The sequence below is a fragment of the Stenotrophomonas sp. 86428_Sma genome (genome assembly GCF_056481585.1).
The window spans coordinates 3475609-3496634 of sequence record NZ_CM151156.1 but is presented as its reverse complement, the minus strand read 5'-3'; the positions used below and the strand labels follow the sequence as shown (position 1 = coordinate 3496634).

Genomic DNA, 21026 nt, shown 5'->3' with positions numbered 1-21026 from the left:
GCCGACAAGGACCTTGCCATGAGCCGCGAACGCCGCATCGACTACGTTGAATTCGCGTCCAGCGACCCGGCTGCCAGCCGTGCCTTCTTCGAGAAGGTGTTCGGCTGGTCGTTCGTCGACTACGGCAGCGACTACACGGCGTTCGACGATGGCCGCCTGCAGGGCGGCTTCTTCCGTGGCCAGCCGCAGCGGGCCAGCGACAGCGGTGCACCGCTGCTGGTGCTGTATGCCGACGCACTGGCACCGGTCGAGGCCGCCGTGCGCGACGCCGGCGGCGAGATCGTGCGCGCGGTGTTTTCTTTCCCCGGTGGCAGCCGCTTCCAGTTCGTCGAGCCCGGTGGCAACGAACTGGCGGTCTGGTCCGAACGCGATCCGGCCTGAGCGCCGCCCCATCCGCAACATCGAGGTAGCACATGCGTTATGCGCTTGGCGTCGAGTACGACGGCAGCGATTTCAGGGGCTGGCAGAACCTGGGCGAGGGTGGTCCCAGCGTGCAGGCCAGCCTCGAGCAGGCCCTGTCATCGGTGGCTGATGCGCCGCTGCAGGTGGTCTGCGCCGGCCGCACCGATGCCGGCGTGCATGGCCAGTGCCAGGTCGTGCATTTCGATACCGACGTGGTGCGCGATCCGCGCGCCTGGATGCTCGGCACCACCACCCGCCTGCCGCGCTCGATCGCGGTGCGCTGGTGCGTGCCGGTAGCCGATGATTTCCACGCCCGCTTCTCCGCGCGTGCGCGCCGCTATCGCTATCGGCTGCTCAACCGCGAGGTACGGCCGGCGCTGGACCGGCAGACCCTGAGCTGGGAGCGCCGTGCGCTGGACGAGACCCTGATGCATGCCGCCGGCCAGGCATTGCTTGGTGAGAACGACTTCAGCGCGTTCCGTTCGGTGCAGTGCCAGGCGCTGCATGCGCGGCGTGAACTGCAGTCGCTGCAGGTCAGCCGTCATGGCGAAGTGATCGAAGTCGCAGTACGTGGCAATGCATTTCTTCATCACATGGTCCGCAATATCGTCGGATCGTTGATCCTGGTGGGCAGCGGCGAAAAACCGGTGGAATGGATCGCCGAACTGCTGGCCGGGCGCGACCGCACCGTAGCTGGTCCCACCGCACCGCCGCAGGGCCTGGTGTTCCTTGGGCCCCTGTACCCCGACAACTGGCATCTGCCCGCCGAGGTCACGCTATGAGCCGTTCCTACTACCGTACGCGCATCAAGTTCTGTGGAATGACCCGTGCCGGCGACGTCCGCCTGGCCGGTGAGCTGGGCGTGGACGCAGTGGGTTTCATCTTTGCCCGCGAGAGCAGCCGCCGGGTTGCACCGGCCGAGGCCCGCGCGATGCGCCAGGCGATCGCGCCGATGGTCGACGTGGTGGCGCTGTTCCGCAACAACAGCAAGGAGGAAGTGCGCGAGGTGCTGCGTACGGTACGTCCGACCCTGCTGCAGTTCCATGGTGAGGAAGACGAAAGCTTCTGCCGCAGCTTCAACATGCCGTACCTGAAGGCGATCGCCATGGGCGGCCGTGAAGAGGTCAACGCCCGCACCCTGCAGCTGCGCTACCCCAGCGCTGCCGGCTTCCTGTTCGACAGCCACGCCCCGGGTGGCGGTGGCGGCACCGGCGTGGCGTTCGACTGGGGCCGCGTTCCGACCGGGTTGCACCGGCCGTTCCTGCTGGCCGGTGGCCTGAACCCTGAGAACGTCTACGATGCCGTGCTGGCGACGCTGCCGTGGGGCGTGGACGTCTCCAGCGGTATCGAGCTGGAGCCGGGCATCAAGGACGGCTACAAGATGCGCACCTTTGTCGAAGAAGTGCGTCGCGCGGATTGCACCGTTCTGGAGTGATCCGCGTCACCTGAGGGGTCACCCGGAATGTCATCGTCGACGGTGCATTCCGCCGTGCCGTGAAGGCGGGCGAATCCTGAATGCGATGAGTATCACGCTTTCGGGTAATTCAGGTTCCAGCGCCAAAAAGTCGACACCCCCCGAACATCTGATCGGACACAATGCGCCCAGCCTGTCTTGGCTGGGTGCGATGCCGTGTGCGTGTCGCTGGCCGCGCCCTTGAGATACGCCTTACCTTTCGAACGAGGACGCAATGGATATGCCCCATCTCTCTTTCCCCCGTATCCGCCTGGCCCGCCTGACGCTCGTGCCCGGTCTGCTGCTTGCCTTGGGCGCGTGTGCGGCTGGTGACTCATCCGCCCCGACCGCATCGGCACCGGCCGCTGCCGCACCGGCAGATGCACCTACCACAGCACCGGCCACCGACGGCCTGGCTGCGCTGATCCAGGCCAGTGGCGTGAAATGCAGCAACGCCAGTACAGGCAGCGGCTGCACGGCGGGCGATGTGGACAGCGGTGATTTCTACGATGTCGAACTGTCGCCGGACTGTGGCGACCAGGGTTTCTTCGCTGGCGTAGCCGATGCCAAGGGCGTGGAGACGTTGAGTGCGGTGCCATCCACCGGCAGCAAGGTCAGCGTGACCGCGAAGCTGTCGAAGGGGCAGCTGGTCTGCGTGCAGGGCATCGGACGCACCGGACAGAATCCGCTGTTCTATTACGTCGTTGCGGTTCCCGCTGCGACGGTCGGCAAGTGCAAGGGCAACACGTTGTGTGACACCTATGGCGACAGGCCGATCACTGGCCTGGCGACCACGGGGGGCGAGGCCTGCCATGCGGCGGCGCCGGGACGTTACGCCGGGAACTGCGCACAGGGCTGGGTCAGTGCGGACGTGCTCGACGTGTTTTCCAACGGAATGTAATCACCGCCAGGGGAGCGGTCCAATCAACCACTGGCAAAGGAACAGCTCATGTCGGATCCGAAAATCACCCGGCTGGTCAGCAGCGTAGGTACCACACGCACGCTGGAAATGGACGATGGCAGTGTCGTCGAACGATCAGGCGGCAGCGTCTCGTGGCGCAACAACAATCCTGGCAATCTCAAGTTTGAATTTGCCGGCAGCGCGGACAAGACGGTGACCAATCCGCGTACCCGCGAGCAGGCGCTGGAATCGGCGCAGGGGCGCTACAAGGGCGTGGTCGATCTCGACCAATGGGGCAACGCGATTTTCGAAAGCTATGAAGCCGGCCGGGTAGCGAAGATCCAGCTGCTCGAACGCCGGTTCGGCGACAAGACCGTGGAGGAAATGCTGCCGAGCTACTCCACCAAGGATTACAGCGGCACCACCCACCACAAGGAGCAGGCGGCCACCATCTATGCCGAAGGCGATCGCCAGGGGGTCGACCTGCGCTCGAAGACCGTCGGCCAGATGAGCGTGCGCGAGCGTGAAGTGCTGGCCGACGGCATCCGCCGTTTCGAGGGCTGGCAGCCGGGTGAGGTTGCCACGCAGCAGCCACCCACGCGCACTCCGGCGGCCGCGCCCGTGCAGACCCAGACCCAACCGCAGGTACAGACGCCTTCAGCGGCGGCGCCCGCTGCGGCACAGGCTTCGGCTGCAGTCGGCAGTGCCGCGCTCTACAACGAGGCCTATCAGCATTTCATGGCCTCAGGCCGCCAGTACGAATACGGGCGCCCGGACCATCCGCGCCCGGGTCGCGACAGCAGCCGGCTGGAGCGTGACCTCGATGGTGACGGACGCTTCGGCGTGGATTGCTCGGCGTTCGTATGGCGCGGCCTGAAGAACGCGGGTTACGACGTGCGGGGCGAGAACGCTGCGGGGTTCACTACGTCGACGCTGTTCAATGGTGCGAACACCACGGCTTACGCACGCGAGCATTTCGATGTGACCTCGGCTGCCGAAGCACGCAAACCGAACGGATCGCTGAAGCAGGGCGACATCCTGATGTTCTCCTCGTCGCAGGGCCAGCATGTCGGCATTTTCAAAGGCTACGACGCGCAGGGAAACATCCAGTTCATCGGTTCACAGGGAAGCACCGGGCCGGCCGAAGTCACCATCCGGCCGGGCGGGTACTGGGATGGCGGAAGCACCCGCATCGTTGGTGCGCTGACACCGAAGCCGGAATTCCAGGTGCGCGCGCCGCTGCACGGCAATGGCGAACCTGCGCTGTCCCGGCCAACCGCCACCGTGCAGCCGGCTGCATCACACGCGGCCGCCAGCGAGGTGATGAAGCAGGGGCAGCGTGGCGCGGACGTGCAGGCGTTGCAGCAGACTCTCAACCAGCTCGGTGTGCGTGATGCGCAGGGCCATCGGTTGTCAGAGGATGGTCGTTTTGGTGATCACACCCGCGAAGCGGTGATCGCGCTGCAGAAACAGCAGGGGCTGGTGGCCGATGGAATTGTCGGTCGCCAGACCGCTGCCGCGCTGGCGGCGGGCCGTGCGCAGGGCCATGAACCTGCAGCGGCTGTACCGAAGGGGCCGTCGCTGAACGATGCATCGCATCCGGACCACGCACTGCACAACGCCGTCCGCAGCAAGCTTCCCAGCGTGTTTTCCGAAGAGGCTGCCGCCAATATCACCCTGCATGCAAAGCAGAACGGAATCGACGCGGCCGACAAGCTGCAGAGCATCACGGTGCAGGATGGCAAGGCGTTCGTGATGGGCACGACGCCGGGCTTCCGCACCGCGGTGGACCTGGCCCAGGCGCCGCCGTCGCTGGAGCAGACCAGTGCCAAGCTGCTGGCAGATCCTTCGCACCAGCAGCAGGTGCATGAGGAGCAGCAGCGGGTCGCGATGGGCGGTCGCTGAGGCCTGTGTTGCCGGCTCCGGGCGGTGAACGCCGCCCGGGGCCTCGTCTCATTGCAGTTGCGCTGCTGCCCAGTCGGCCAGGGCGTCCACCCGTGCATCGGCCGGGCCATCCGGCCGCGCCAGCACCCAGAAGCCGCCGGTGGCGGTAAACCCCCACGGTGCGACCAGCCGGCCTGCTGCCAGATCTTCGGCCACCAGTGGCTCCGGTGCGATCGCCGGGCCCAGCCCGGCCACGGCTGCTTCCAGCAGGTAGTACAGATGTTCGAAAGCGGTGCCCAGCTGCAGCTTCGCGGTGTCCAGATCGTGCGCCTGCGCCCACGCCGGCCACGCCTGCGGCCGTGAGCTGGTGTGCAGCAGCGTTTCCTGCAGCAGCGCCGAGGGCGGTACCTGCCGCAGGCGCTGCGCGGCCGGATGCGAGGGTGCCACCACCACGCCGACCCGTTCCGGCGCCAGCTCACGCACCTGCCAGCCCCGTGGCCACGGCCCCTGCGCCAGCAGCAGCACGGCATCCAGCGCCGCCTGTGCTTCGGTGAAACTGCCATCCAGCGCCGACCACTGCAGGCGCACGCCGGGCAGGGCGGCCTGCAGCACGGGCAGGCGCGGGATCATCCAGCGCGCCAGTACGCTGCCGCTGCAGCCCAGCACCAGTGCTGGGGCCGCCGTCGGCCGGCGCAGCTCGCGCACGCAGTCTTCGATGCCGCTGAACGCCTCGCTGCACGCGGCCTGCAGTCGCGTGCCCGCAGCGGTCAGGCGCAGCCCGCGGCCGGCACGCTGGAACAATGCCAGGCCGAGATGATCCTCCAGCAGCTTCAGTTGCCGGCTGACCGCGCCGTGGGTGACATGCAGGTCCTGCGCGGCGCGCCCAACCCCGCCCAGACGGGCGGTGGCCTCGAACGCACGCAGCGCATTGAGGGGAGGCAGCAGGGAACGACTCATGTGAGATTTCCTGACGATATGCGCCAGATAATATCCATTTTCCGGTCACGACCCGTGCGCTAGAGTATCCACCTGTCTCGAACCAGCGGTCGCTTCCATGTCTGCCTCCCCCATTGCCGACTACCACGCCTTCCCGGATGCCCAGGGCCACTTCGGCCGCTACGGTGGCAGCTTCGTCGCCGAAACCCTGGTCGGCCCGCTGCAGGAACTGGCCCAGGCCTATGACCAGGCCCGCCAGGACCCCGAATTCCAGCTGGCCTATGACCGCGACCTGGCCCATTACGTGGGCCGGCCGAGCCCGATCTACCACGCCCAGCGCCTGAGCGACCATGTCGGCGGTGCGCAGATCCTGCTCAAGCGCGAGGACCTGAACCACACCGGTGCGCACAAGATCAACAACACCATCGGCCAGGCGCTGCTGGCCGCGCGGATGGGCAAGAAGCGCATCATCGCCGAGACCGGTGCCGGGCAGCATGGCGTGGCCAGTGCCACCGTTGCCGCGCGCTTGGGCCTGGAATGCGTGGTGTACATGGGCGCCACCGACATCGAGCGGCAGAAGATCAACGTCTACCGAATGAAGCTGCTCGGTGCGACGGTGGTGCCGGTCACCTCCGGCTCGGCCACCCTGAAGGACGCGCTCAACGAAGCGATGCGCGATTGGGTGACCAACGTGCAGGACACCTTCTACATCATCGGCACCGTGGCCGGCCCGGATCCGTACCCGCGCATGGTGCGCGATTTCAACGCCATCGTCGGCCGTGAAGCACGCGAGCAGATGCTGGCCGAGTACGGCCGCCTGCCGGATGCGATCACCGCTTGCGTCGGCGGCGGCAGCAATGCCATCGGCCTGTTTCATGCCTTCCTCAATGATCGCCAGGTCGAGATCGTCGGCGCCGAAGCTGCCGGTGATGGCATCAGCACCGGGCGCCACGCTGCATCGATCGCGGCGGGTCGGCCGGGCGTGCTGCACGGCAACCGCACCTATGTGCTGTGCGACGACGACGGCCAGATCATCGAGACCCACTCGGTGTCAGCCGGCCTGGACTACCCGGGTGTCGGGCCGGAGCACGCGTTCCTGGCCGATACCGGCCGCGCACGCTACCTCGGCATCACCGATGAGGAAGCGCTGCAGGCCTTCCACCTGCTGGCGCACACCGAAGGCATCCTGCCGGCGCTGGAGTCCAGCCATGCGCTGGCACAGGCGATCAAGCTGGCGCGTGAGCGACCGCGTGACCAGATCGTGCTGTGCAACCTGTCCGGCCGTGGCGACAAGGACGTGCACACCATCGCCGCGCGCGAAGGGCTGGTGCTGTGAGCGCGCGGCTGCGGAACAGCGGCGTGCTGCTGCTGGCGCTGGGCTTGGCCGCGTGCCAGCCGCCGGAGCCGCCGGTGCTGGCACCGGCCGCCAAGGCCACCACGCAGCCTGTGCAGCAGGCCGCCAACGATGATATTGACCCGATGGCGCGTACGCCCATTGTCGATGCCCCCTCCGAAGAAGGGACGAGCGGCGATGACGCGCCCGCGGTGGCTTCGGTGGCGCTGGATCATGCTGGTGACGTGCTGGTTGGCCAGCACATGAGTGACCTGAAGGCACTGGGTCCCTGGAAGGCGCAGGGCGCGAAGGAATTCTTCGAAGGCGACTGCGAGTACTACGACGGCAAGGGACTGCCGCCGGGCGTGTCGATGATGACCGACGACGACCGCGTGGTCCGTTTTGATCTGAAGCCGGGCGACGAGCCGGAACTGCCGGTTGAACAGCCGGGACCGTTCGGCCTGCGCATCGGCATGACCCGTGCCCAGGCCATGGCCCAGTTCCCGAAACCGCCGGTGTCCAGCCCGCATGCCTACGACGGTGACCAGGGCGAGTACCTCACCTGGCAGGACCCGGGTTCGGACCTGGGCATCCGCCTGGAACTGTTTGAAGGGAAGGTCACCCGGATGTACTGGGGGACCAGCGATGCGATTGAACTGATTGAAGGATGTGCCTGAGATGTCTGTATCCCGACTCGATGCTTGTTTCCTGCGTCTGCGCGAACAGCAGCGCAAGGCGCTGATTCCCTTCGTCACCGCCGGTGATCCCTCGCTGGAGGCCACCGTGCCGGTCATGCACGCGCTGGTCGATGCCGGTGCCGATGTGATCGAACTGGGCGTGCCGTTCTCCGACCCGATGGCCGACGGCCCGACCATCCAGCGCAGCTCCGAGCGCGCGCTGGCGCGTGGTGCTGGCAGCCGCTACGTGCTGCAGGCCGTTGCGCAGTTCCGCGAGCGTGACGCTCAGACGCCGGTGGTGCTGATGGGCTACCTGAATCCGGTGGAGATCCATGGCTACGCGGCCTTCGCAACGGCAGCCGTGGAGGCCGGTGTGGACGGCGTTCTGCTGGTCGACCTGCCGCCGGAAGAAGCCGACGAAGCGCAGCAGGCCTTCGATGCAGCGGGCCTGGCACTGGTCCTGCTGGCGTCGCCGACTACCAGCGAGGCTCGCGCGGACAAGCTGCTGGCGCTGGCCCGTGGCTACCTCTACTACGTCAGCTTTGCCGGTGTCACCGGCGCGTCCGAGCGCCTGGACAGCGATGCCGCCAGTGCCCGCCTGCAGGCCCTGCGCGCGCGCGCTTCGGTGCCGGTGGTGGCCGGCTTCGGCATCAAGGATGCCGACAGTGCTGCGGCGATGGCCCGCCAGGCCGACGGCGTGGTGGTCGGCAGCGCGCTGGTGGCGGCGCTGGCCGAAGCGGGCTCGGCTGAAGAGGCCGCACAGCGCGCTCGAACCTTCCTGGCTCCGCTGCGGCAGGCGCTGGACGCCTGAGAGGTAGTGCCGGCCGCTGGCCGGCACACGCCTGGGCCGCGTGTGCGACAAGGGTTGCCGGCCAGCGGCTGGCACTTTCCCGCACCTAAACGTACGTCCCAGCATGGTTTTTTCCGGCGGCCCCGTGTCCGGCAAGGGGGTGCACGGGCGGGGAAAGCGGAGCTAGACTGTCCGCCTTTGCGGCCCTTGGGCCGCCCTGAACGGAAGTGTCCTCCCGCATGAGTTGGCTCAGCAAGTTGATGCCGTCCGGCATCCGCACCGACAACACCCCCAGCAAGAAGCGCAGTGTCCCCGAGGGCCTGTGGGAAAAGTGCAGCAACTGCGGCAGCGCGTTGTACCGTCCGGAACTGGAAGAGAACCTGGAGGTCTGCCCGAAGTGCGGCCACCACATGGCGATCCGCGCACGTGCGCGCCTGGCCGCCCTGTTCGACGCCGACAGCACCACCGAGATCGGTGCGCGCCTGGGCCCGACTGACCTGCTCAAGTTCAAGGACCAGAAGAAGTACAGCGAGCGCATCAAGATCGCGCAGAAGAACACCGGCGAATATGACGCGCTGATCGCCATGCGCGGTCTGCTCAAGGGCCGTGCACTGGTGGCCTCGTCCTTCGACTTCGCCTTCATGGGTGGCTCGATGGGCTCGGTGGTGGGTGAGCGTTTCGCGCTGGCCGCCGAAACCGCGGTCGAGATCGGCGCCCCGTACGTGTGCTTCTCGCAGAGTGGCGGTGCGCGCATGCAGGAAGGCCTGTTCTCGCTGATGCAGATGGCCAAGACCTCGGCCGCGCTGGGCAAACTGCGTGAAGCGGGCCTGCCGTACATCTCGGTGCTGACCCACCCGACCACCGGTGGTGTGTCGGCCTCGTTCGCGATGCTGGGCGACATCAACATCGCCGAACCGCAGGCGCTGATCGGCTTCGCCGGCCCGCGCGTGATCGAGCAGACCGTGCGCGAGAAGCTGCCGGAAGGCTTCCAGCGCTCGGAGTTCCTGTTGGAGCACGGTGCCATCGACCAGATCTGCGACCGCCGCGAAATGCGCGACCGCCTGTCCGATCTGCTGGCAATGCTGGGCCGTCAGCCGGCGCCGGAGGTGGCTTGATGGGAGGCCGCAAGTACTTCGGTACTGATGGCATCCGTGGGCGGGTCGGCCAGGGCGTGATCTCGGCCGACTTCGTGCTGCGCCTGGGCAATGCCCTGGGCCGTGTCCTGGTCGCCCAGCGCGGCCAGGACGGGCGCCGGCCGATCGTGGTGATCGGCAAGGACACCCGCATTTCCGGTTACATGTTCGAAGCGGCACTGGAAGCCGGCCTGGTCGCCGCCGGCGCCGACGTACAGCTGCTGGGGCCGATGCCGACCCCGGCGGTGGCGTTCCTGACCCGCACGCTGGGCGTGGACGCCGGCATCGTCATCAGCGCCTCGCACAACCCGCATTACGACAACGGCATCAAGTTCTTCTCGGCCCAGGGCGAGAAGCTCGACGATGCCACCGAACTTGCCCTGGAAGCGGCGCTGGACGTTCCGTTCACCACCGCCGAATCGGAGAAGCTGGGCAAGGCATCGCGTGCGCGTGAAGCGGTCGGCCGCTACATCGAGTTCTGCAAGGCCAGCGTGCCGCGCGCGTTCGACCTGCGTGGCGTGCGCCTGGTGCTGGATTGCGCACACGGCGCCACCTACCAGATCGCACCGCTGCTGTTCCGCGAACTGGGGGCCGAGGTGATCGGCATCGGTGCCGAGCCCAACGGCGTCAACATCAACGCCGGTGTGGGTTCCACCCATATCGACAACCTGGCGGCCAAAGTCCGCGAGACCCGTGCCGATCTCGGCATCGCGTTCGATGGTGATGGCGACCGTGTGCTGATGGCCGACGACCAGGGCAACCCGGTCGACGGTGACGACCTGCTGTACATCCTGGCCCGCGCCTGGAAGGACGAAGGCCGCCTGCGCGGCCCGGTGGTCGGCACGCTGATGAGCAACTACGGCGTGGAGAAAGCTTTCGCCGATCTGCAGATACCGTTCGTGCGCAGCAACGTTGGTGACCGCTACGTGCACCAGGCATTGGTCGAAGGCGGCGGTGTACTCGGTGCTGAAGCGTCGGGCCATCTGCTGTGCCTGGACCGGGCCACCACCGGTGATGGCATCGTCAGCGCTCTGCAGGTGCTGGTCGCGCTGCGCAACAGTGGGCAGACCCTGCGCCAGGCGCTGAAGGGCCTGGTGCGGGTGCCGCAGAAGACCGTCAACGTGCGTCTGGGCAATGTCTCGGCCAAGGCCACGGTGCAGTCTGAAAGCGTGCAGTCCGCGCTGGCTGTGGCGCAGCAGGCCGTAGCCGGCCGTGGCCGCGCGTTCCTGCGGCCGTCCGGTACCGAGCCGGTGGTTCGGGTCACCGTGGAAGCCGATGACGCCACGCTGATGCAGCAGACGCTGGACCGCTTGTCCGCTGCGGTGCGTGAAGCCGCCAGCTGAGGCGACTGCGCATCCGTACAAAGAAAGCGCCCCGGAATTCCGGGGCGTTTTCTTTTGCGGCGGCCCGGGAGGATGGCGTGCTCAGGGCCCCGGCACCATCTTCTTCTGGCGTGCCTTGAACCCATTGAACAGCGGCGCGATCAGCGGGTTGTAACTCAGGCGGATGCGCTTGCGCAGCCAGTTGGCCGGGCGGTTGCGGATCGCGAAACGATAGATGCGTTCCGGGTCGCCACCGATCACGTTGCGGCCGAACGGGTGGGTAGTGTGCAGGTAGCGGAAGCCCTGCTCGCGCGCCACTTCGATGTGATCCTGGTCGAAATCACCGTACGGCCAGCACAAGGTATCGGACACGTCGCCAAGCTTGTCCTGCAGGACTTCGCGCGAGATCGCCAGATCCCGGCTCAGGCCCGCGCGGCGCTGCGCACGGTCCAGATCGTCACGGCGCAGCCAGCGGGTGTGGGTATGGGTGTGGCAATGCACTTCGAAGGTGCCGGCGGCGATGGCCGCACGTGCTTCGCTCCAGCGCATCATCACATCGTCACTGCGGTCCTGCTCGTAGATCGCCGCTTCGCAGCCGCGATGGTCCGGCGTCGAAGGTAGCGTCGCTCCGGCAATGCCGGCATGCGGACGTTCCGGGCCTTCGCCCATCCAGCCGGTGACCACGAACACCACGGCATGCATGCCGTACTTCTGCAGGATCGGATGGGCATACACCCAGTTGTCCAGGTAGCCATCGTCGAAGGTGATGACGATCGACTTGCGCGGCACCGGCTTGCCGGCCAGGAAGCCGGCGTACTGGTCCAGCGTCAGTGAGGTCCAGCCATTGCCTGCCAGCCACGCGATCTGGCTTTCGAAGTTTTCCGGCGACACGGTGATCATGCCCGGCGAAGGGCTGACATGGTGGTGCATCAGCACCGGAACGGTTCGCGCATCAGCCATGTCCCAGCTCCTTCAGCCACTGGTGGTAGTAGTGTTCGGTGGCTTCACCGTGGCCGTCCGGCGTGAAGCGGTGCGCGCCGTGCATCCAGTCCCAGCCAGCGCGGCCCATCTGCCGCCGCCGTTCCGGGTCGTCCACCAGCAGGCGCAAGGCACCTGTCAGGGCGGCATTGTCTCCCAAACGGGTGAGGATCGCATTGCTGCCATCGACCACCATCTCCGGCACGCCACCCACCCGCGTGGCTACGATCGGTACGCCCACATAAGCCGCTTCCAGGAACACGGTGCCGGCCGCTTCCTTGTGCGAGGCCAGCGCGAAGATGTCGAAGCCGGCCATCAGCCGGCAGGCTCCATCGCGGTAGCCGAGCAGGTGCACCTGGCGCTGCAGGCCGTGCTCGGCGCACATCGCCTGCAGTCGTTCCGTCACGGCCTGGCCATCACCGACGATCACCAGGTGCAGGTCCGGGTTGGCCTTGCACAACGGGATCATCGCCTGCAGCAGGTCGGCATGGCCCTTGGGCTCGCGCAGTACCGCCACGCAGCCGACCACGATGTCCTGTTCGCCGAAACCGAGCTCGGCACGCACCTGCGCGCGCGCGTCCTGCAGGCACTGCCAGGGATCGGCCTTGCGGATCTCGCTCCAGCGCGGCGGAACCGCAATCGGCGGCACGATGCCGATGCGCTCGGCCGGAATGCCACGGTCGGCCAGCAGCTGCTTGACGAAACTGCTGACGGTCAAAACCCGGTGCGGAAGCCCGGTATAGGTCAGCAGCGAATTGACCGGGCTCATCAGGTGGCGCGAGCGCACCACCAGCGGCGTGCCGCCCAGGCGTGCACCGGCGGCGGCGATCAGCGCATCGCGGCGGCTGGTGGTGTTGACCACGTCGTAGCGTTCGCGACGCACCAGTCGCGATACCGACCACACGCCGCGCAGCAGGCGCGCCAGGCCTCCCATGCGCAGCGTATGCACGGTGAAACCGTCGTCGCGTGCCAGTGTGGCCAGGCGCGCATCGGGCTGGCACAGCAACGACACTTCATGGCCACGCGCGCGCATCACCTGCATGTGCCGGAAGATGTAGATCTCCTGCCCGCCCATTCCCTTGGCGGCTTCGGTATGCAGGATGCGCAGCGGACGGTTCATGCAGGATCGGTCCTTGAAGTTCAGCGGTTGCGGAAGCGGGTCAGCGCTTCCCATGCGGAGCGGATGGCGGCGGCGTCCGGCGCCTGCTGCGGCAGCGGACGGTAGTGCCGGTCGAGCGCGGTGGCGTTGCCGAACTTGTCGAACACGTAGATGGCATCGCCATGGCGTACCGCGCGCTGCGACCAGCTCTCCACCACCAGCGCACGTTCGCTGGTGGTGGGCGCGGCCAGCAGGTCCTGGCCAGTACTGAAGTCGCTCAGGGCGTTCTCGCAGCCCAGTGCGTGGCGCATCAACGTCGGCACCCAGTCCTCATGCGAACTGGTGCGCATCTCATGGCCGCTGGCCTGGCCTGGCCAGTGCAGCACGAACGGCACCTGCAGCTGGTAGTCGGAGAAGTTGCCGTTGTGGCCCCAGTAGTTCAGCTTGAGGTCGTTGAACTCTTCGGCATGGTCACCGGTGACCAGCACGATGGTGTTCTCGGCCAGGCCTTGTGCGCGAAGGTCGTCCAGCAGCGAGCCGACCAGGCTGTCGGCGTAGTGCACGGCGGTGCGGTAGCGGTTGAGCTCCGGCGTCGGGTCGTGGTCCGGGCCGAAGGACAGGAAGTCGATCTCCTTGGCCATCGGCGTGGCCACCGGCGGGTAGCTGGCGGGCAGGTGGTAGCCGGCGTGGGTGGAGTCGAGGAACACGAAGCCGAACCACGGGTGCTGCGCGGCCTGGCTGGTGCGGATGTCGTTCTGCAGCGCGGTGACGATGGCTGCGTCACGCTTGTCGGGTGTCAGGGCGGAGGGGCCCTGGTGCAGCTGGTCGCGTACGTCGGCGAAGGCGGTGCGGTCGAACTCCGGGCTGTACAGCGGCGCGCTGCCGTACAGGTGCAGGTCGTAGCCCTGCTGGCCCAGCACCTGGAACAGCTGCGAGCCGCGCTGTTCGTCCAGCATGCTCTGCCAGTAGCCGCCGGGCAGGCCGTAGAGCAGGCCGAACAGGCCGTAGCGGGTGGCATTGCCGGTGCTGAAATGCTGGTCGTACACGCGCGAAACCTGTGCCAGTGCCGTCGTATTGGGCATCAGCTGCGGCGTCATGGCGTCCTGGCGCAGCGACTCCAGCACCACCATCAGCACATTTGGCCGATGTGGGTTCTGGCAGCGCAGGGGCTGCAGCGGATACAGCAGCTGCGCATGGCGCGGGTCAGGCAGGCCAGCCTGCTGTTCGCTGACAACGCCCAGTTTGCGCATGAAGCTCTTGGCGGTGATCGGCTGCGCCCAGGGAAGGTAGTTCCACTGCGCGATGACGTCGCGGTCGCCGCGGGCATCGTAGTAGGCGGTGGCGACCTGGCCCCCCCCATCAGCAGAGCGACCACCGCCCAGGCCTGCAGGACCCGGCGGCGGCGGGGCAGGGCGGGCAACAGCTTCCAGCATGCCCAGGCCAGCAGGCCTTCGGCGGCGAAGATGGCGGCGACCAGCAGTCCGGCCTGCAGCCAGGTTTTCCAGGACAACGCGACCTGGTCCTGCAGCGCGCCGCCGAACACCATGTTCACCACCATGGCATTGAGGTGGAACCGATACAGAGTGAAAACCTTCGCATCAACCAGCAGCAGGCACAGCCACAGGCCCTGCAGCAGCACGGCGCTGATGCTCAGCGTGCGCGCGCTGCGCGGCCACAGGCCCAGCAGCAGCGGCAGCAGGCCTGCGAGGGCACCAAAGGCGAGCAGATGCCCCGGCAGAGCGACGGACAGGTAAACCAGGCCGATTGCGCCACCGGGGTTGTCGGCCAGCGGTACGTTGCCGAGCGTGATCGCCATCGCCAGCAGCGCGTTGCCGGCCACGAACAGCGACCACCAGGCCAATCGGCGCCAGTGACGTGCCGGGCCGGAGGGCAGGGAGGTGTTGGCAGAAGGAGCAGCAGGGCGCATGAAGGACGGAGGCGGCAGGTGGAGCAGGGGCGGGAGTCCCGGTTGTGACGGAATCGTTAATCCGCGCGCGGGTTGCGCATTGTATCGGTTTGTTTCTTCGTATCGAGTGGCGTCCCCCGGGCGATCTGTCACAATGTTCAGGTGGGCCATGAATGCGCTGGCCCTTCCAGACCCAACGACAAGCCAGGAACCGCTGTGAGCCAGATCCCCACCCTCGACATCACCCGTTTCGACAGCGACCGCGAGGCCTTCGTGGCCGAGCTGGGCGCGGCCTACCGCCAATGGGGATTCGCGGGCATCCGCAACCACGGCATCCCGCAGGCCGACATCGACGCGGCCTACGATGCCTTCAAGGCCTTCTTCGCCCTGCCGGAGGAGGTCAAGCGCAAGTACCACGTGGCCGGCAGCGGCGGCGCCCGCGGCTACACCCCGTTCGGCGTGGAGACCGCCAAGGGCTCCAAGCATTTCGACCTGAAGGAGTTCTGGCACATCGGTCGCGAGATCGCCGACGACTCCAAGTACCGTGACGTGATGGCGCCGAACCTGTGGCCGACCGAGGTCGAGGGCTTCCGCGAGCGGGGTTACGGCCTGTACCAGGCGCTGGACAACCTGGGGTCGCGCGTACTGTCGGCGCTGGCCCTGCACATCGGCCTGCCGGAAGACTTCTTCGCCGACAAGACCAACTTCGGCAACTCGATCCTGCGCCCGATCCACTACCCGCCGATCACCACCGACGACATCCCGAACGTGCGCGCCGGCGCGCATGGCGACATCAACTTCATCACCCTGCTGGTCGGCGCCAGCGCCGCGGGCCTGGAAGTGCAGTCGCACGAGGGCGAGTGGGTGCCGTTCACCTCGGACGCGGACACCATCGTGGTCAACATCGGCGACATGCTGCAGCGCCTGACCAACCACGTGTATCCGTCGACCATCCACCGCGTGGTCAACCCCCCGGGCGAGCTGGCGCGCCAGCCGCGCTACTCGGTGCCGTTCTTCCTGCACCCGAACCCGGACTATCTGATCGACGTGCTGCCGTCCTGCATCACCCCGGAGAACCCGAGCCGGTACCCGGAGGCGATCACCGCCCATGGCTTCCTCGAGGAACGCCTGCGCGAGATCAAGCTGAAGTAATGAGAAGTGAGGCCGCCGAAAGGCGGCCTTTTTCTTTAGCAGGGCTGCGCCCCGCACCCGCGGTAGTGCCGGCCGCTGGCCGGCAAGTCCAAAGCCAAAGCGGCTCTGGGCTTCTGCTGGTTGGGCGGGGCGGTGTGGGTTGGCAGGACACGCCGTAAACCCGTCCCTGGGGGCTCGATGGCGCCATCCATGGCGCCAACGGTCCTGCCAACCCACACCGCCCCACCCCCGACAGTTTCCCGGTGACGGTGGGTAAATCGCGATTCCCGGTAGGTGTCGACCTTGGTCGACACGGTAGATCCACGCCATGCGTGGATGAGATCTGTCAGATCGAAGTGGGGTAGGGGTACCTGGAATGTCGCTTTTGCTTTTGCTCTTCTTATTTCTTTCCGTGGCGGGCGGAACCGCCGGAATGTGTCAGAGGCCGGGTGGGTGGGGATGGCGGGGGGGGGGGCTGATCTGGCCCCCGCCACGAGGGGCTGCGCCGTTGGCTGAAAATCCATGTAACCGCTTACACGGAAACGGATTTTTGCCGTAACGGGTATCATGACCGGCTGACTTCACACAGGAGCCACCCGCTCATGCGCCGCAAGATCGTCGCCGGAAACTGGAAGCTGCATGGCAGCCGTCAATTCGCCAATGAACTGCTGGGGCAGGTCGCCGCCGGGCTGCCGCTGGAGGGGGTGGACGTGGTGATCCTGCCGCCGCTGCCGTACCTGGGGGAGCTGGTCGAGGACTTCGGCGAGACCGGCCTGGCCTTTGGCGCGCAGGACGTGAGCAGCAACGAGAAGGGCGCCTACACCGGCGAGGTCTGCGCCGCCATGCTGGTCGAGGTCGGCGCCCGCTATGGCCTGGTCGGCCATTCCGAGCGCCGCCAGTACCACCACGAAAGCAGCGAGCTGGTCGCACGCAAGTTCGCCGCCGCCCAGCACGCCGGCCTGGTGCCGGTGCTGTGCGTGGGCGAGACCCTGGAGCAGCGCGAGGCCGGGCAGACCGAAGCGGTCATCGCCGGCCAGCTGGCGCCGGTGCTGGAGCTGGTCGGCGCGGCCGGTTTCGCCAAGGCCGTGGTCGCCTACGAGCCGGTCTGGGCCATCGGTACCGGCCGTACCGCTACCAAGGAGCAGGCGCAGCAGGTGCACGCGTTCATCCGTGGCGAAGTCGCGCGTATCGATGCTAGAATCGCTGATTCACTGCCCATTGTTTACGGCGGTAGCGTGAAGCCCGACAATGCCGGGGAACTGTTCGCGCAGCCGGATGTCGATGGTGGGCTGGTCGGCGGCGCCTCCCTGGTAGCCGCGGACTTCCTGGCCATCGCACGGGCGGCGGCCGCGAACTAATCCTAGAAGTTTTGTCCGAGGGCGGTTTCCAATGCTGATGTTGATCCTCAATGTCGTCTACGTGCTGGTCGCTGTGGCCATGATCGCGCTGATCCTGATGCAGCGTGGCTCGGGTGCGGCGGCGGGTTCGGGCTTTGGTGCCGGTGCCTCGGGTACGGTGTTCGGTGCGCGCGGCGCCTCGAACTTCCTGTCCAAGTCGACCAAGTGGCTGGCTGTCGTGTTCTTCGGTATCAGCCTCTTCATGGCCTGGTATGCCGGTCATGGCAGCCGCCCGGCGGCCGACCAGGATCTGGGCCTGATGTCCGCCCCGGCGGCAGTCGCTCCGGCGGCTCCGGCGGGCGAACTGCCGGCCGTTCCGAAGGCCGATGCGGTCCCGGCCGCCCCGGTTCCGGCCGCGAATGTGCCGGCTCAGGCGGAATCTTCGGTTTCTGGTGAAGAAAAGCCTTCGGAAGGCTCCCAGAAAGACTGAAGCCGGTTACAATACGCGGCGCATCGGGAAGATAGTCTGATGTGATCGTTTGCCCAGGTGGCGGAATTGGTAGACGCACTACCTTGAGGTGGTAGCGACGCAAGTCGTAGGGGTTCGAGTCCCCTCTTGGGCACCATTTGTAAGTAAAGCGGGTTCGTCTGGCGCGCAAGGCGCCAGGCAGATTCCCGTCCACTCCCCCATGCCAAAGCGCCTGCAGGCGCGGCGGCAGAGGCAAGAGAGAATCGCTGTGCTGGCCGAATATTTGCCGTCTCTGCTGTTTCTGATCGTTGCCACCGGTATCGGCATTACGCTGATGCTGGTTGGTCGATTCCTCGGTCCCCGCCGCCCCGATCTGGAAAAGCTGTCGCCGTACGAGTGCGGCTTCGAGGCCTTCGAAGACGCGCGCATGAAGTTCGACGTGCGCTACTACCTGATCGCGATCCAGTTCATCGTCTTCGACCTGGAAATCATCTTCATCGTGCCGTGGACCCAGGTCTTCATGGAGCTGGGTGCCCGTTCGCTCATCACCATGGGCCTGTTCGTCGGCATGCTGTTCCTCGGTTTCATTTACGTCTGGAAGAAGGGAGCGCTGGAATGGGAGTGATTCAGACTCTCGATGGCCTCATGAACAACCCCACGCCGGAAGGCCGGGTTGATGACATCCTGCGGCCGGAAGGCGACAACCCGCTGCTGGAAAAGGGCTTCGTCACCACCAGCGTCGATGCACTGCTGAACTGGGCGCGCACCGGCTCGATGTGGCCGATGACCTTCGGTCTGGCCTGCTGCGCGGTCGAGATGATGCATGCCGGCGCCGCGCGCCTGGACCTTGACCGCTACGGCGTGGTGTTCCGCCCGTCGCCGCGTCAGTCCGACGTGATGATCGTGGCCGGTACCCTGGTCAACAAGATGGCCCCGGCGCTGCGCAAGGTCTACGACCAGATGCCGGACCCGAAGTGGGTCATCTCGATGGGTAGCTGCGCCAATGGTGGCGGCTATTACCACTACTCCTATTCTGTGGTGCGCGGCTGTGATCGCGTGGTGCCGGTGGACGTCTACGTCCCGGGCTGCCCGCCGACCGCCGAGGCGCTGGTGTACGGGATCCTGCAGCTGCAGAAGAAGATCTGGCGTACACAGACCATCGCCCGCTGACCCCTTCACCTGACAAGAGCGCGCCAAGCCCCCATGGCAGAGCAAGCATCCTTCATCGACCGACTCTCCGCACGTTTCGCAGGTGCGAAGGTCATCGTGGTCGAACCCCGCGGCGAAGTGACGCTGGAAGTGCCTGCCGCCGAGTGGCACGCCACCGCCCTGGCGCTGCGTGACGAGTTTGGTTTCGAGCAGGCCGTGGATCTCTGCGGCGTCGACTACCTCGGTTATGGCTCCGACGAATGGGACACCGCCGACGTGTCCTCGCAGGGCTTCAGCCGTGGCGTCGAAGGCAAGGCCCAGGGCCGTTTCGCGTGGGGCGAGTTCCCCACCGAGGAAAACGGCGCCGACGGTGCCCGCCCGCAGCACATGCCGACCCAGCGTTTCGCCGTGGTCGCCCAGCTGCGTTCGTACCAGCACAACCTGATGATGCACCTGCGCTGCTTCGCCCCTGACGAAGCGCTGCCGGTGGTGTCCTCGCTGACCGGCATCTGGCCGGGCCTGAACTGGTTCGAGCGCGAAGCGTTCGACCTGTACGGCGTGATCTTCGAAGGCCACCCGGACCTGCGCCGGATCCTGACCGACTACGGTTTCGTCGGCCATCCGTTCCGCAAGGACTTCCCGCTGATCGGCAATGTCGAAGTCCGCTACGACGAAGAAAAGAAGCGCGTGATCTACGAACCGGTCACCTCGGTGGAGCCGCGTGTCGGCGTGCCGCGCGTGATCCGCGACGACGCCCGTCTGCAGACCGCAGAAGGTGAGCGCGCGCAGGAGGCAGTGAAGTGAGCCACGTACACCAGGCCGGCGAAGCCTTCGCCAGCAACGCCGCCGAAAGCCGGCAGGAAATCCGCAACTACACCATGAACTTCGGCCCGCAGCATCCGGCCGCGCACGGTGTGCTGCGCCTGATCCTGGAAATGGACGGCGAAACCATCATGCGCGCCGACCCGCACGTGGGTCTGCTGCACCGTGGTACCGAAAAGCTGGCCGAGTCCAAGCCGTTCAACCAGTCGATCGGCTACATGGATCGCCTGGATTACGTGTCGATGATGTGCAACGAGCACGCCTACGTGCGCGCGATCGAGACCCTGATGGGCATCGAAGCGCCGGAGCGTGCGCAGTACATCCGCACCATGTACGACGAAATCACCCGCATCCTCAACCACCTGATGTGGCTGGGCTCCAACGCGCTCGACCTGGGTGCGATGGCGGTGATGCTGTATGCCTTCCGCGAGCGCGAAGAGCTGATGGACTGCTATGAAGCGGTCTCCGGCGCGCGCATGCACGCGGCGTACTACCGTCCGGGCGGTGTCTACCGCGACCTGCCGGACCACATGCCGAAGTACAAGGAATCGCGCTGGCACAAGGGCAAGGCGCTGAAGCAGCTCAATGCTTCGCGCGAAGGCTCGCTGCTGGACTTCCTGGAGAACTTCACCGTCGAGTTCCCCAAGCGCATCGACGAATACGAAACCCTGCTGACCGACAACCGTATCTGGAAGCAGCGTACCGTCGGCATCGGCGTGGTCACTCCGGAACTGGCCCACCAGTGGGGCATGACCGGCGTGATGCTGCGCGGTTCGGGCATCGCCTGGGACCTGCGCAAGAAGCGTCCGTACGCCAAGTACGATGCCGTCGATTTCGACATCCCGCTGGGCAAGGAAGGCGACTGCTACGACCGCTACCTGGTCCGCGTTGCCGAAATGCGCGAGTCCAACCGCATCATCAAGCAGTGCGTGGCGTGGCTGAAGGCCAACCCCGGCCCGGTCATGGTCAAGAACTTCAAGGTCGCTCCGCCCAGGCGCGAGGACATGAAGGACGACATGGAAGCGCTGATCCACCACTTCAAGCTGTTCAGCGAGGGCTACTGCGTGCCGGCCGGCGAGACCTACTCGGCGGTGGAAGCCCCGAAGGGCGAATTCGGCTGCTACCTGGTCTCCGATGGCGCCAACAAGCCGTTCCGCGTGCACCTGCGTGCGCCGGGCTTCGCCCACCTGTCCTCGATCGATTCGGTCGTGCGCGGCCACATGCTGGCCGACGTGGTGGCGATGATCGGTACCTACGACCTGGTGTTCGGCGAGGTTGACCGGTAATGCCGTCCGCCACGCCAA

General features: G+C 66.5%; 20 protein-coding genes, 1 tRNA gene and 1 pseudogene. 18 read left to right on the top strand and 4 right to left on the bottom strand.

Features of this window, described 5'->3' with window-relative positions:
- The first annotated feature begins 18 nt into the window (after positions 1-18).
- From ACZK3J_RS16180 to ACZK3J_RS16160, 5 genes are all read left to right on the top strand, one after another.
- Positions 19-381 (top strand): VOC family protein, encoded by a 363-nt coding sequence (locus ACZK3J_RS16180; protein WP_032128247.1) that lies wholly within the window; start codon positions 19-21, stop codon positions 379-381.
- A gap of 32 nt (positions 382-413) precedes the next feature.
- Complete coding sequence (gene truA / locus ACZK3J_RS16175; RefSeq protein ID WP_049398724.1) at positions 414-1184, top strand: tRNA pseudouridine(38-40) synthase TruA; 771 nt, start codon at positions 414-416, stop codon at positions 1182-1184.
- Positions 1181-1837: a phosphoribosylanthranilate isomerase gene (locus tag ACZK3J_RS16170; RefSeq protein ID WP_019660598.1), complete on the top strand. Its 657-nt coding sequence runs from the start codon at positions 1181-1183 to the stop codon at positions 1835-1837. Before truA ends, ACZK3J_RS16170 begins: the two co-directional genes overlap by 4 nt.
- A 253-nt stretch (positions 1838-2090) precedes the next feature.
- Positions 2091-2756 (top strand): hypothetical protein, encoded by a 666-nt coding sequence (locus ACZK3J_RS16165; RefSeq protein ID WP_478476065.1) that lies wholly within the window; start codon positions 2091-2093, stop codon positions 2754-2756.
- 48 nt (positions 2757-2804) lie between these two features.
- A complete protein-coding gene (locus tag ACZK3J_RS16160; protein WP_080356591.1) occupies positions 2805-4661 on the top strand; it encodes a C40 family peptidase in 1857 nt (618 codons plus the stop codon).
- A gap of 48 nt (positions 4662-4709) precedes the next feature.
- Here the strand turns inward: ACZK3J_RS16160 and ACZK3J_RS16155 are convergent, their stop codons facing one another.
- On the bottom strand, positions 4710-5597 hold the full coding sequence (locus ACZK3J_RS16155) for a LysR family transcriptional regulator (RefSeq protein WP_032128249.1): 888 nt from the start codon (positions 5595-5597) through the stop codon (positions 4710-4712).
- A gap of 97 nt (positions 5598-5694) precedes the next feature.
- Between ACZK3J_RS16155 and trpB the strand changes: the two genes are divergently transcribed.
- The 5 genes from trpB (at position 5695) to glmM (ending at position 10852) form a co-directional block, all read left to right on the top strand.
- Positions 5695-6912, top strand: a complete 1218-nt coding sequence (trpB, locus tag ACZK3J_RS16150; protein WP_032128250.1) for a tryptophan synthase subunit beta — start codon at positions 5695-5697, stop codon at positions 6910-6912.
- Entirely contained in the window at positions 6909-7586 is a 678-nt protein-coding gene (locus ACZK3J_RS16145) for a hypothetical protein (RefSeq protein WP_049463482.1), read from the top strand. The genes trpB and ACZK3J_RS16145 overlap by 4 nt, the downstream gene beginning before the upstream one ends.
- A gap of 1 nt (position 7587) precedes the next feature.
- Positions 7588-8397, top strand: a complete 810-nt coding sequence (gene trpA / locus ACZK3J_RS16140) for a tryptophan synthase subunit alpha (protein WP_478476064.1) — start codon at positions 7588-7590, stop codon at positions 8395-8397.
- Positions 8398-8615: 218 nt separating this feature from the next.
- Entirely contained in the window at positions 8616-9491 is an 876-nt protein-coding gene (accD, locus tag ACZK3J_RS16135; RefSeq protein WP_005410473.1) for an acetyl-CoA carboxylase, carboxyltransferase subunit beta, read from the top strand.
- Positions 9491-10852 carry a phosphoglucosamine mutase gene (gene glmM, locus ACZK3J_RS16130; RefSeq protein ID WP_414578582.1) on the top strand — a complete coding sequence of 454 codons (1362 nt, stop codon included), beginning with the start codon at positions 9491-9493 and terminating at the stop codon, positions 10850-10852. Before accD ends, glmM begins: the two co-directional genes overlap by 1 nt.
- An 81-nt stretch (positions 10853-10933) precedes the next feature.
- Here the strand turns inward: glmM and ACZK3J_RS16125 are convergent, their stop codons facing one another.
- The 3 genes and pseudogenes from ACZK3J_RS16125 to ACZK3J_RS16115 all read right to left on the bottom strand — a co-directional run bounded on the left by ACZK3J_RS16125 (position 10934) and on the right by ACZK3J_RS16115 (position 14835).
- A complete protein-coding gene (locus ACZK3J_RS16125; RefSeq protein WP_032128254.1) occupies positions 10934-11791 on the bottom strand; it encodes a polysaccharide deacetylase family protein in 858 nt (285 codons plus the stop codon).
- Positions 11784-12929 carry a glycosyltransferase family 4 protein gene (locus ACZK3J_RS16120; protein ID WP_032128255.1) on the bottom strand — a complete coding sequence of 382 codons (1146 nt, stop codon included), beginning with the start codon at positions 12927-12929 and terminating at the stop codon, positions 11784-11786. The genes ACZK3J_RS16125 and ACZK3J_RS16120 overlap by 8 nt, the downstream gene beginning before the upstream one ends.
- Before the next feature lie 20 nt (positions 12930-12949).
- A pseudogene (locus ACZK3J_RS16115) lies at positions 12950-14835 on the bottom strand (DUF3413 domain-containing protein).
- Between the two features lie 195 nt (positions 14836-15030).
- Here ACZK3J_RS16115 and ACZK3J_RS16110 point away from each other — a divergent pair.
- From ACZK3J_RS16110 to ACZK3J_RS16075, 8 genes are all read left to right on the top strand, one after another.
- On the top strand, positions 15031-15966 hold the full coding sequence (locus ACZK3J_RS16110) for an isopenicillin N synthase family dioxygenase (protein ID WP_032128257.1): 936 nt from the start codon (positions 15031-15033) through the stop codon (positions 15964-15966).
- 581 nt (positions 15967-16547) lie between these two features.
- Entirely contained in the window at positions 16548-17303 is a 756-nt protein-coding gene (gene tpiA / locus ACZK3J_RS16105; protein WP_032128643.1) for a triose-phosphate isomerase, read from the top strand.
- A 31-nt stretch (positions 17304-17334) separates the two neighbouring features.
- Positions 17335-17772, top strand: coding sequence for a preprotein translocase subunit SecG (secG, locus tag ACZK3J_RS16100; protein WP_010486424.1), 438 nt, complete (start codon positions 17335-17337; stop codon positions 17770-17772).
- A gap of 51 nt (positions 17773-17823) precedes the next feature.
- A tRNA-Leu gene (locus ACZK3J_RS16095) sits at positions 17824-17908 on the top strand.
- A 111-nt stretch (positions 17909-18019) separates the two neighbouring features.
- Positions 18020-18376 (top strand): NADH-quinone oxidoreductase subunit A, encoded by a 357-nt coding sequence (locus ACZK3J_RS16090; protein ID WP_008265012.1) that lies wholly within the window; start codon positions 18020-18022, stop codon positions 18374-18376.
- Positions 18367-18921, top strand: coding sequence for a NuoB/complex I 20 kDa subunit family protein (locus ACZK3J_RS16085; protein ID WP_005410463.1), 555 nt, complete (start codon positions 18367-18369; stop codon positions 18919-18921). The genes ACZK3J_RS16090 and ACZK3J_RS16085 overlap by 10 nt, the downstream gene beginning before the upstream one ends.
- 33 nt (positions 18922-18954) lie before the next feature.
- Positions 18955-19704, top strand: a complete 750-nt coding sequence (locus ACZK3J_RS16080; RefSeq protein ID WP_005410462.1) for an NADH-quinone oxidoreductase subunit C — start codon at positions 18955-18957, stop codon at positions 19702-19704.
- Complete coding sequence (locus ACZK3J_RS16075) at positions 19701-21008, top strand: NADH-quinone oxidoreductase subunit D (protein ID WP_005417935.1); 1308 nt, start codon at positions 19701-19703, stop codon at positions 21006-21008. Before ACZK3J_RS16080 ends, ACZK3J_RS16075 begins: the two co-directional genes overlap by 4 nt.
- The last annotated feature ends 18 nt before the right edge of the window (positions 21009-21026 follow it).